At 46.4% G+C, this 11,776-nt stretch carries 11 protein-coding genes and 1 pseudogene; 6 read left to right on the top strand and 6 right to left on the bottom strand.

Annotated elements, in window-relative coordinates; genetic code table 11:
- Positions 1-173: 173 nt before the first annotated feature.
- A complete protein-coding gene (locus tag NDI35_RS17655) occupies positions 174-335 on the bottom strand; it encodes a hypothetical protein (protein WP_333149694.1) in 162 nt (53 codons plus the stop codon).
- Positions 336-594: 259 nt separating this feature from the next.
- Positions 595-762, bottom strand: coding sequence for a hypothetical protein (locus tag NDI35_RS17650; protein ID WP_445313873.1), 168 nt, complete (start codon positions 760-762; stop codon positions 595-597).
- A 273-nt stretch (positions 763-1,035) separates the two neighbouring features.
- Between NDI35_RS17650 and NDI35_RS17645 the strand changes: the two genes are divergently transcribed.
- The 4 genes from NDI35_RS17645 (at position 1,036) to cobT (ending at position 4,563) form a co-directional block, all read left to right on the top strand.
- On the top strand, positions 1,036-1,749 hold the full coding sequence (locus NDI35_RS17645; protein WP_190663937.1) for a Crp/Fnr family transcriptional regulator: 714 nt from the start codon (positions 1,036-1,038) through the stop codon (positions 1,747-1,749).
- A gap of 90 nt (positions 1,750-1,839) precedes the next feature.
- A complete protein-coding gene (locus NDI35_RS17640; protein ID WP_445313872.1) occupies positions 1,840-2,337 on the top strand; it encodes a universal stress protein in 498 nt (165 codons plus the stop codon).
- Positions 2,338-2,586: 249 nt separating this feature from the next.
- Positions 2,587-3,342 carry a DUF2232 domain-containing protein gene (locus NDI35_RS17635; RefSeq protein ID WP_445313871.1) on the top strand — a complete coding sequence of 252 codons (756 nt, stop codon included), beginning with the start codon at positions 2,587-2,589 and terminating at the stop codon, positions 3,340-3,342.
- A gap of 114 nt (positions 3,343-3,456) precedes the next feature.
- Positions 3,457-4,563, top strand: a complete 1,107-nt coding sequence (cobT, locus tag NDI35_RS17630; RefSeq protein ID WP_445313870.1) for a nicotinate mononucleotide-dependent phosphoribosyltransferase CobT — start codon at positions 3,457-3,459, stop codon at positions 4,561-4,563.
- Between the two features lie 388 nt (positions 4,564-4,951).
- Here cobT and NDI35_RS17625 read toward each other — a convergent pair whose 3' ends face one another.
- Both NDI35_RS17625 and NDI35_RS17620 read right to left on the bottom strand, forming a co-directional pair.
- Positions 4,952-5,350, bottom strand: coding sequence for a hypothetical protein (locus NDI35_RS17625; RefSeq protein WP_445313869.1), 399 nt, complete (start codon positions 5,348-5,350; stop codon positions 4,952-4,954).
- A gap of 467 nt (positions 5,351-5,817) precedes the next feature.
- Entirely contained in the window at positions 5,818-5,976 is a 159-nt protein-coding gene (locus NDI35_RS17620; RefSeq protein WP_445313868.1) for a hypothetical protein, read from the bottom strand.
- 30 nt (positions 5,977-6,006) lie between these two features.
- On the opposite strand from NDI35_RS17620, the pseudogene NDI35_RS17615 reads away from it, so the two are divergent.
- Together NDI35_RS17615 and NDI35_RS17610 are read left to right on the top strand one after the other, a co-directional pair.
- Positions 6,007-6,135, top strand: a pseudogene (locus tag NDI35_RS17615) (phycobiliprotein lyase); the annotation flags it as partial.
- Positions 6,132-7,241 (top strand): extracellular solute-binding protein, encoded by a 1,110-nt coding sequence (locus NDI35_RS17610; protein WP_445313867.1) that lies wholly within the window; start codon positions 6,132-6,134, stop codon positions 7,239-7,241. The pseudogene NDI35_RS17615 and the gene NDI35_RS17610, both read left to right, overlap by 4 nt.
- A 67-nt stretch (positions 7,242-7,308) precedes the next feature.
- On the opposite strand, the gene NDI35_RS17605 is transcribed toward NDI35_RS17610, so the two are convergent.
- Positions 7,309-7,836: a hypothetical protein gene (locus NDI35_RS17605; RefSeq protein WP_445313866.1), complete on the bottom strand. Its 528-nt coding sequence runs from the start codon at positions 7,834-7,836 to the stop codon at positions 7,309-7,311.
- A gap of 299 nt (positions 7,837-8,135) precedes the next feature.
- Positions 8,136-11,354, bottom strand: a complete 3,219-nt coding sequence (locus NDI35_RS17600; RefSeq protein ID WP_445313865.1) for a PAS domain-containing sensor histidine kinase — start codon at positions 11,352-11,354, stop codon at positions 8,136-8,138.
- Between the last annotated feature and the right edge of the window lie 422 nt (positions 11,355-11,776).

Genomic DNA, 11,776 nt, shown 5'->3' with positions numbered 1-11,776 from the left:
GGTGGCAGCGATGCCAATAGATAGAATAATCTGAATGCGAGTCCGTCAATAATTTACTAATATTTTCTGACAACTGTTAATTAACCTTTTGCCTTCGGAGCGCTTCTATTGCCTATGATAGGTTAGTCGGTACTTCCGCACCAAATGCCCGCTTCTATCAATTCCAAGTGCTTTCAAATTCTGCGACTCAGGGGCGAGTTTCCCTGCCCGGAGGCTGATTCCTGCTCGGAATAGCTGCGAGCCCGACGAACTTTTGCCTTCACCTGCTTGAACGGCGGGCCGCACACTGTCACCGCGAGTTTCATTAGCATGGTGGCGCGCCAGTGTCTGTTCATTTTTCACCGACTTGGAAAAAACCTCAAACACTTTGGGATTGGGGATACCGAGATTCGGGATTGTCCCCGTATACTGGATTAGAGTAACCTTTAATTATAGCCTATTATCTGTATTCATGGCTAGATACTAATGGTACAATAATCTTGGGGTAGCAGAAAAGTTTGCTGGGAAGTGGGTGGGTTTGGATCGCCAAGAGCGCCTGTCTTTAGGCTCGCAATGGCTGTGGATTTTGCCGCTCGTGCTGACATTGGCCAGGTTCTAGGTAGTTTGGACTTGGGATCTGTCTACCGTGCTTGCAGGCTGGTACTCCTGGATTCTGCGTTCTCGACTGCAGGGCCGAGTGACAACAAATCTCTCAGCAGTGTTAAGCTTGTCTTCGCGAAGTGCTTTCAAAGGTAATTCGATCGGCTCAGTCGTTTGCCACATTGCTAAAATTTTGTTAATAAAATTTGCTCAGTGGTATATATCTAAAAAATTATGGTATATTCTTTAGTTTCTAGCTCCCAATCAGAGCTTGAGGCTATTAATTCCCATATTGAGCCTTTGACCGCAAAACTTTAGAGGTAAAATTGCCGATTTTAGATCCTTGATTTTAGCTCCTTGTTTCTCAAATCTTGAATCTCAAATCGAATGACTCGGCTGCAAGCTATTTGTAACTGCCCAGCGCAGCTCAAGCGCATAAATTAAAATGATGGCCTCATGGAAGACCGCTTTAACACCCGAGATCCGAATTCTAATATAAATCAATTGATAGTTTCTACTCCTTTTTTTGCAGGATTACCCGATCCTGTAATCGAGAGAGCAACTGTCCACATCGTTACCCGCAGTCATCCGTCAAATCAAGTGATTTTACTCGAAAATGACTGGGGAACATCAGTGTATTTTATATTGGATGGTTGGGTGAAAATTCGCACCTACAACCTAGACGGAAAAGAAGTAACACTGAATATTTTAGGGAAAGGAGAATTATTCGGGGAAATGGCCGCGATCGAAGAAGCACCGCGATCGACAGATGTGATCACCCTAGCCCCGACACTGATCGGCAATATGCCATCTCAGGATTTTGTGCAGCTCATTCATACCGAGCCGCTAGCAGGCATTCGCCTCGCTCAACTGATGGCGCGCCGCCTGCGACAAGTCAATCGCCGTCTGCGTTTGCGAGAGTCGGACAGTACCTCGCGAGTAGCAGATATTCTCTTATTTTTGGCCGAGGGGCAAGGCAAAAAAATCCTGGAAACAGGAGGTACAGAAATACCGAACCTGCCACACAGAGAATTAAGCAGCCTCAGCGGGCTGGCTCGCGAAACAGTAACGCGAGTGCTGAGCAAGCTGGAAAAAAAAGGAACTATTCAGCGCGAACGTGACGTTTTGTGCATTCCCGACCTGCACGCCTTAGAGCGTCTGTTAGTCTAGAAGTATCAGAGTTTGCTTTTATTGAATCTTATTCAAAAGCACTCTCTGTTACCTAACTGATATGAATGATTTCCCGCAGGAGGTAAAGCTGTGAGTTTTAAGAAAATTTTCGCCGCCTTAGATGATTCTGAACTGGGCCACCGCGTCTTCACTCAAGCTTTAGAATTAGCTCTGAGCGATCGCGCCCAGGTGATGCTATTTAACTGCGTTACTGTGAGCACGGTGGGTCAGACTGCCGTGCCAATTCCGGTAGATTTGGGCATGAATGTCGAGTTAATGGATCAAGCTTACCAAGCTCAACGTTTGCGGCTGGAAAGCGAGGTAAAACACGCTTCGGGTTTGCTGAAAAATTACTGCGACGCCGCAGCAAACAAAGGATTGCAGGTGGAATTTGACTGCAAAATGGACGGCGATCCGGGGCGTTGTATCTGTGAATCCGCCGAAAATTGGGACGCCGATTTAATAGTGTTGGGAAGGCGTGGCCGCACGGGGTTCGCAGAAGCTTTCCTCGGCAGCGTCAGCAATTATGTCGTTCACCACGCATCTTGTTCGGTTTTGGTAATCCAGGAAGTCAAAATCGAAAAATAATGCTGCTGAAAATTTGGGCTGAGAAAATCCATCTAAAATAAGACTTGTGTTCCTACCTAAACCCGGTTTCTGCGAACAATATTAAATTTGGCGGCGAGGCATCCAAACACTGAAACCGGGAATCAGCCGTATCGGGCGCAGATCCCGTAAAATCTAAAATCTAAAATCTAAAATCTAAAATCGGGAATCAGCCGTATCGGGCGCAGATCCCGTAAAATCTAAAATCTAAAATCTAAAATCTAAAATCGGATGAGTGATTTTTTGTCAGCAGATGCTGCGTCTAATTCGGGTAGTTCACCCAATACAAATAACGAGCCACCCACCGCCGATATTTCAGCAATGGCTGGCGATCGCACCAATCCAGATCCGGAAAAGCGCGCCTCTGGGGAAGCGCCTTTAAGGCTCGTAGAAACGGCTTTTTTGGCAAGTACCGCTAGCTTAATTTGGCTGGTAAATTATTACTTTCCGTTGGGGCCTTTGCTGCGGGTTTTTTTTCCGATACCCATCGCCCTCGTTTACTTGCGCTGGGGCAACCGAGCCGCTTGGATGGCAGCTTTGGTATCGGGTTTGCTGCTGTCGGTACTGATGGGCCCGACGCGGAGCATTTTATATGTGATGCCTTTTGGAGTTATGGGAGTTGCGCTGGGAGGACTTTGGAGGCGCAAAGCGAGTTGGTCACTCTCTATTAGTGTGGGCGCTCTCATTGGTACTGTAGGCTTCTTTTTTCGGTTTTGGCTACTGTCAGCGTTGGTGGGTCAAGATCTATGGGTTTACGTAACGGCCCAGGTAACAGAGATGGTGGAATGGGTGTTTGTGAAGTTGGGCTGGCTTAATGTACCGACTTTGAACACAATTGGGGCGATCGCCGCCGGGATGATTTTGGTTAACAATATTGTCTATTTATTTGTAGTGCATTTAGTAGCTTTGCTGCTATTAGATCGGTTGGGAAATCCAATCCCGCGGCCGCCAAGCTGGGTTCAAGTTTTGATCGATTATGAAGAGTAGTTATTGGGAGTTGTTGACTGTTGACTGTTGACTGTTGACTGTTGACTGTTGACTGTTGACTGTTGACTGTTGACTGTTGACTAATAACTAATAACTGATGACTAATGACTAACTATGATTGGTATTTATACAGAAATAGAACAGGGGCAGCGGTGGCTCGATCGCTATCGGGGACGAAAACCGATATTTACCTGCGTGTTAGGATTTACCGCTACTGGCTTAATTCCGGGGATTTCAGCAGCAGGAGCAACTCCGCACGATCGACAATTTACTTGTTTAGCCGATGCAGAATTTTTGTATAACGGCCCCCAACCGTCGCCCCAATATCCTTTGCCGCCCCTAGAAGCGGGTGCCTCGCCGGTATTGATATCTCGCGCTGTAGTCGAAGCTTTGGAACTTCCCCTTTACCTATTTAATGCTGGTTTGCCCCTCCCACCTCCCGTACCTGCAATTGATTTGGGCGGCACTCCGGCAAAGTGTCTGATTTCTGGGAATGCTTTAGAACTCGAAACAGTCAAACATTTGCTCGAACAAGGATTAATTTGGGGAGCTAAATTGGCCGCTCAAACTAATGACAGCTATTTAATTTTAGGAGAGTGCGTGGTTGGGGGAACGACTACTGCTTTGGGCGTGTTAATGGGTTTGGGTATTGCAGCGGCGGGCAAAGTTAATAGTTCTCATCCTCGCTGCAATCACGCTCAAAAATTGGCTGCGGTGACAGCGGGACTCAATAATGCTGAGTGGGAAATTGGCGGACAAAACAGCACTCCACTGGAATTGGTAGCGGCGGTGGGCGATCCGATGCAAATAGCGGTGGCGGCAATGGCGATCGCCGCGAGTCGGACTTGCGGGGTGCTTCTAGCCGGGGGCACGCAAATGCTGGCAGTGTACGCTTTGATGCAAGCCTTAGCCCGTGAATATGCTCTGCTATGGAGTCCCGAACAAGTTGCGGTGGGGACTACGCGCTGGGTGGCCGAAGACCCTACAGGAGACACTGTAGGACTTGCTAATGAGATCGGCGGTGTGCCTCTGTTGGCCGCGCAGCTAAGTTTTGCTGGATCTCGCTACGGGCAACTGCAAGCTTACGATCGCGGCTATGTTAAAGAAGGTGTCGGTGCGGGAGCTTGTGCGATCGCCAGTGGTCTGACTGCAAATTGGACTCCTCCTCAACTCCTTCAAGCTGTTGAAGCTTTAGCCTCGCGCTGTGAAATTAAACATTAGAGAGTCCTGGAGGAAAAAAACCAGGTTTTTACTGAAAATATTGGGGTTTTGCAGCGACGAATACACTCGCAAACCGGGTTTTGAGTTTTCTGTTCACCCAGGAATGTTAGGAATTAAACATTAAAAATTCAGATGCGGCGATCGAGCTGCGAACATGGTTTTCCTGCTCACCCAGCTTCGTTTTGGCTGAATAATTATATAACTTTCTGTAGTCTTTCTGCTCTCAGATTTACAGAATTTCCTACACAATATCTGGCTTTGATGCAGTATTCCCCCTGCTAATTGCGGGAGATAAAAAACTCTATGCAATGAATCTATAAGTAGACGAGCATAAATCAATGCAACTTGTATTTTTTTTGAATTACTACCCGAGCCCCGCTAGCAATATTTAATTAGGCCCGCCTAGATGTTGTGAGTGCATTCTTTTGGAGAGCAACTGTTCTTCCAAGGCGGCAATTCGATTGTAAGCTGCTGTTAGCTGAGCAGTTAATCGCTGGATTTGAATCTCTGCGCTCAGCTCTTTTTCCAGGCTTTGAGAATTCTTGTCGAAGTAGCTGTCATCTAACAGTATGTCCTTGTGTTCGAGGAGGCCGTCGAGACTGCTGTAGCTTTGATAGGACGAGGTTTGGTCATTTCCTAGGGTTCCAGAGCGATCGTTTCTCTGTTGCTGGGTCAGCTTCGTCTCCTTGGCCGACTCCAAGAGCTTTTCATTGAGGTTTTCTATGAGTTTGTAGAGGGCCTCGACTTGTTGGCTCAATACTGTAACTTGCTGGCGGAGCGCTTCCATACAATCATCCTTTGGCTCGTAACTTATATCTTTACATTTTAGGTAAATCTTTACATAACTTGGATTTATCACTAAATTATTTAATTTTTGACGTAATTGTTGTGTTCCCAGTCCTGACGGTAGATTTAGGGAGCCAGCTTGAAGATAATCGCTCGCCATTCGTGAGTCGATTGTAGATTTTAGATTCTAGGTTTTACACAGTCTGGGACACAGGAACCGGGTTGGTTAACCCCCATACTTCGTTCAAACCTTCAATCAGAGTTAAAACGTCGGGTTTCTGAGAGTCGGATCGCAGAGCGTCCTATTAGATTGACTTCGCTCTCGCGCGTGCTTTCAGGATTTAGATAAATTGATGTTTAGTTTTTTTAGTTATTAAGCTGTCGCCGATTTAAAAAGAATTTTTTACTTCGGTTGTGTAAAAAGCGTCATCCAGCGGCAGAGGGCAGCGCTCTCGTTGTTTCGTTATATTAAAAAATGTAACACAGATGCAGTCGATCGACCCGGCTGGCGAGCAAAACTGGCTCAAAGGAACTTTTCGCAGACAAATTAGGCGTTAAGTTGACGGACTTTTCGGCATCGGAAAGCTCGATCGACAAGTTAGAAGGTAGAATCAGGGCAAGAGTCAAACAGACTCAGAGCGCAGCAGAACCGAGTACAATGGCTCTGTGTTTGACAAAGAAATAAGACAAATCGGCGCCAACTACCGGACTCGACAAACAATTATTTCCCGGGCTGTAGAACACAAAACGATGGGTCAATATTTAGAAAAGCGGATTGACAGGTGAAACGAAGGTCTTTGCTATTGGGGGCCGCCACCCTAACTTTAAGTCAATTGGCGGCAGGGTGCGACTCGAAGCCGATTCTCAAAATTCGATCGCTCAAAAACGGTATTCCGGCCCAACTGGTAAGCAAATTTAGGCGCGATGTACAACCGTCTCCGCTTTTACAGGTAACGCAAGAACCACAATTAAAAGAATTATTCGCCATGTTGCAGGAGTGGAAACGGGTTCCCGAATCAAAAAATCAAGCTAACTTGGTGATGTTGGGAGATTACTGGCTGAGTTTGGCAATTAGGCAAAAATTGATTCAGCCGATCGATCCTGCTAAGTTTGCTAATTGGCCACAATTGCCAGAAAGATGGCAAAAACTCGTCAGACGCAACGATGAGGGTAAATTAGATCCTCAAGGTAAAGTGTGGGCTGCACCTTACCGCTGGGGAAGTACGGTAATTGCCTATCGAACCGACAAATTTAAGGCTTTGGGGTGGACTCCGACAGATTGGAAAGACTTGTGGCGATCTGAATTGCGCGATCGAATTTCTCTGCCGGACAGTGCCAGAGAAGTTATCGGTTTAACATTAAAAAAACTCGGAAAATCTTACAATACGCAGCAATTAGATCAAGTCCCAAATCTTAAAAAAGAACTTGCAAATCTGCACCAACAAGTTAAACTTTATAGTTCTGACGCTTACCTGCAACCATTAATTTTAGGCGATACTTGGTTGGCCGTAGGTTCCTCTGGGGACTTGCTGCCCCTGCTGCAAACTCAAAAGGATATTGCTTTAGTAATTCCAGTTTCGGGAACTGCACTTTGGACAGATTTGTGGGTACAACCAGCATCAGGGAATCCAGTTTCTTTAGTGGAAAAATGGATTGATTTTTGCTTACAACCTCGGGTTGCTCCTCAATTATCTTTGCTGGCTAAGGCTAGTTCGCCGATAATTGTCGGCATGAAGCCCGAAGATTTGCCGGAAGCTGTTCGCACTAATCCTGTGTTGTTGCCGGATGCTAAGATTCTTGCTGCTAGCGACTTTCTGCTGCCTTTTGGGGATGCTGGTATTGCCCAATATCGATCGCTCTGGCAAGAAACTAGGCAAGTAGTGAGAACTTAAAATGTAGAGTGCGTCAGCTCTTGATTTATCAATTATCCAGAAAATTACTCGCGGCTGACGCACCCTACTAAAATCCTTTCACCCTTCCTCGAATACCGGGATTTGAGAGAGATTCTAAATCAATCCGACAGTTAAGCCGATCGCCCTTGCACGAATAAACTGCCAAAGCAGTGCCTTGACGGTTGCAAACTCGCACATTGTAACCATAATCGTTGGCGACAGTGCCAAAGCGGTTAACAAACTGATAGCGTTCCATATAATCGAGCAAACTCCAAAGTTGGCGATTGACTATGAGAATTACCCAACTATTGCCGGGATCGACAAACCAGCGATCGAGCAATTTGCCGCCATAGAGTTTTTGAGCTAACCACAGACTCGGCACGCTTTTTTCGGTTTGCGAAAGCGGGGGCGACGGGAAATTAGCAGCGTTGCCAGTCGGGCAGACTGGCTGCTGGGAAAAAGCCGCAGATTGTCCCCACAGCAAGGCTCCGATGCACGCATAACAGGCGATAGAGAACAAAAATAAACTTTTTGTCAAAATGCCGTGTTTGCGGCGATAAACTTGATTTTCGTGGCGCATTTTGTGGTAATTCATCATATTATTAGACAAGATTGCATAAATCATTCATTGATACAGAAACCGCAGATTTAAGGCAGATAAACACGGATAAACGCAGATAATTTTAAATTACTCGTTACTAGGCTGGAGCCTAGTAACGCAGATCCGGAGGCTCTGCCTCCATGTTTCCAAGCGAGGCAGAGCCTCTAGATTTAGGTTCCCAGGCTCCAGCCTGGAAGTTAATTTTATTATTCTTCAGTCCGCAGAGGCGGATATTGTTTGTATAGTAGCGGTTTCAACCGCCGACTCTTCTTGCTTTTATTTCTGCAAAATTATTAAAATTCCGATCGCCTAAACAATGAAGCAGGCAGACAAGCAGTAAAAGTAGAACCGCAATCTAACTCGCTAGTAACTTCAATATCGCCGCCCATCATCTGACAAAAACGCTGGCTGATAGTCAGTCCCAAACCAGTACCGCCATACTTGCGAGTAGTTGAATTGTCAGCTTGAGTAAAAGGTTGGAACAGTCGCTCTTGCTGTTCTTGTGTCATGCCGATGCCCGTGTCCGTCACTCGGAAAATTAAAAAATCTGCATCCAAAATTAACATTTGAGCAACTCTCGGTTGATATTTATTTTTTAATTCTTCGCTGGTAATTCTTTCGACAGTAAGCACGATCGTCCCATTAGCAGAAAATTTAGCAGCATTGCTGAGCAAATTCAGCATTACCTGCCGCACTTTCATCAAATCGCCGTGCATCGCGCCGATATTGTCGGAACTCAATACTTGCAAAGTATTGCCGTTTTTATCCATTAGCGGTTTGATAGTTGTTACCACCTCCTCGATTAAGCCTCCAACATCGAAGCTTTCGAGGTAAATCTCCATCTTGTCAGCTTCAATTTTGGAAATGTCAAGAATGTCGTCAATTAGGTGGAGCAAGTGTTTGCCAGCAGTGCGAATTTTGTCTAGATCCGAGACTAGCTCTAAGTTGCCTAACTCTTCGGCATCTTCCACCAGCATATCGCTGTAGCCGATAATCGCGTTGAGGGGAGTGCGTAACTCGTGGCTCATGTTTGCCAGAAAAGCACTCTTGGCGCGGTTGGCGAGTTCTGCGGCTTCTTTAGCCAACTGCCATGCTTCCTCAGCGTCTTTGCGTTCAGTGATATCCCGCAGTGTCGCCACCACCGCTTCGACGCTGCCGTCTGTCGCACAAACCGGGCTGAGAATGTACTCGTAGTCGCGGGTTCCCCAGCTTGCGGTGGGGACAATTACTTCGCCTTTCACGGGTTCGGCTGTGACAAATATGCCGTCGCATTCTTGGTGAACCCGCTGCATAATTGTTGGCGACCAGCCTAATTCCTGCCAGGTTTTGCCAATCATTTCTCTGGGGTTCATGCCAGCAGCTTGAGCGGCGGTGCGGCTGACATAAGTGTATTTTCCCGATCGATCTACTAGAAAAATTAGGTCAAGAGAAGCGCCGAGAATGCCGTCAACTGTTCTGGCGTGTCGGGCTACCTGAGCCGTCATTTGTCTGACTGTGATTGCGCCGCGGACTCTGGCGGCGAGTTCAAACCGCAAGAGTTCGTTGGCTTGTTTGAGGAATAGAGTGCGCTGTTCGACTTCTATTTCTAGTTCTGCTTTGGCTTTTTCTAGGGTGAGTTCGGCAAGTTTGCGATCGCTCACATCTGTAGAAATTGTACCGACTGCATAAGCTTTACCTTCGGAGTTGCAGAGGGGAAATTTCAGAGAAATATAAGTGTGTGGGCCGTCGTCTTGAGGGATGATTTCTTCGAGGGTTAGGGGGGAGGAGGATTCGAGAACTTTCAGGTCATTTTCTCGCAAGGCTGCTGCTTTGTCTTGGGGAAAAATATCGCCGTCGGTTTTACCTGTTATTTGCTCTTTTGCGATGTCGAACAAATTGTCAAAATGGCGGTTGGTGAGCAGGTATTTTCCGTCAATGTCTTTGATGTAAATCACTGCTGTTGAGTTGTCTAAAATCGCTTGCAGCAGTGCTTCGCTCTTTCGCAGGGCTTTTTGAGTGTTTTGGCGATCGAGTATTTCTGGCTGCAATTCCAAGTTGAGGCGATTTAAGTCTTGCCAAGCTTCCTGGACTAGATTTAAGGCGATCGCGCTTTTTTCTAGTTCTGTATTTACCTGCCGCGAATGATTTGAGACGGAGTTTTCGGGCAATTCTAGGGGTTGGAAAGCCAGCGGGATGTGGGGATTTGCGATCGAGCGAGCGCCCGCCAATTTTTTATATTGAAAATCGACTGCTAATTTACCGTTTAAACTCGATTGTTTGGGAAATAAATCGGGAAATCCGCCGAAATTTAAATTGTCATAAATTAGATCCAAATTCCGGGATCGCTGCGGCGGTTCGGCGCTGGAGTTAGATGCCCAATTCCCCTCTGCTGTTGATAAATCTGAGTTAGCGGGTTTGGCAATCCGGCGGGTGACTGCAACTCCCAAGGCGAAGGGGACAAGGGCAGCCGCAGACAGTGCCAGCAGCCAGTTATTGCCCCACCCAGTTGCGATCGTGGTTTTGGGGATGCCCCGCACTAAAATTGCTGCGGGTTTTCCCGCTAAATTGCCAAGGGATTTGGCAGCTACTGCATAAGTTTGACTGCCTGTTTGTAGGTTTCCGGCGACTGGTTTGCCGCCACCAGCGAGTGCAGATTTCAGCAGCGATTGTTCTGCCAGCAAGTCAGGTAACGATTGGTTTTTTGTAACTGCTTGTGAACTTGCCAAAACAAATTTGCCGTCAGCCAGCGGTGCGTATATAGCCTGATATCCCCCGCCCTGTAAATTGAGGGTTTTGCTGCTAGCAACTACCGACGTTTTGCTGATAATTTTTCCTAATACTAAGGCAGCAATCACTGTCTGAGTTTTTGGATTTTTTACGGGAATTGCTGCGTAGCGGACGAGAACAGGGCGATCGCCCTTTCCGGCAGGCAAAGGTCCCAATTGTTCCTGAACTTCTGATTTGGCAATGATTTCGGTAGCCGTAATTGGGTTTTTTGTACCAAATGCTCGATCGACTATTTTTTGCAGGTTAAAACTTTTTCCTTTCTGGTTGGAGTTGACGCTAACCACAATCTGCCTGTTTTTTCCCACTAAAGCCGCGCTGTCTATTTCCCCTGTTTTGACTTGATTTTCTAGAATTTGCTTGACAGATTTTTGCAAATCTGATATCTTACTACGGCTGTTGTAAGCTAAGGCTGTTTGGGCGATCGTTTTGCTGTCAGAGGAGTTTTGCAAACGGTCGGCGGCGCGATCGAGTTGGAGATTGTAGTTAATTTCACTAAGGCTCAGTTCGGATTTAGCTTGATTTTGCAGTTGATTGCTTCCAACTGCCGATGTTAGCCAAAGTGCTGCTGCCGTTAGTCCGACGGGCAAGATTGTTTGTAAAGTCAGCAGTCCGATTAGCTGTTTTCTGGTAACAGATAAGTTGTAGGTACACGGCTTGAAAGCTGCTTTCAATCTTCTTTCGGAAGTCGCCACTTTAGTTTGCTGCAGACAATTTGGCTGGCTGTCGTTTAACTGAGTATGAGCCATAGTAGTAAATACGGGATCGGTTTTAGATGACAGGCCATCAATTAATCGGAAAGGGAATCAATTTGAGATTTTAGATTTGAGATTTTAGACTTCGGCGTGAGCGCTCAGTCGAACGATTTTATATTTTATATCGAGTTCGCTTAGTCACTCATCATAAAATTGTTAGCTCTCGCCGGGGGCAATAAAGCAAGAAAATGACTGGGATATTTTTAAATAAATCAATTTCTCGGTGTTCAATCAGATTGTCTTATTTAGTTGTTTTTCCATATACTGTCGGCTCCTATTTAAAGTTTGTTGCGAGCAGACAGGGGACATGGGTGTCAACTTCAGACTAAAACCATTTGTATCTCTCGTTTATAGCCGAGTCTCGCTCCCCGTAAATCCCCCTTAAGAAGGGAGACTTTGACGCTCTTGTCCCTGGG

This window comes from Microcoleus vaginatus FACHB-2002 (genome assembly GCF_040004035.1).
Lineage (GTDB): Bacteria > Cyanobacteriota > Cyanobacteriia > Cyanobacteriales > Microcoleaceae > Microcoleus > Microcoleus vaginatus_C.
Note: the sequence above shows the minus strand (reverse complement) of the source record. Positions and strands in the feature narration are given on the sequence as shown.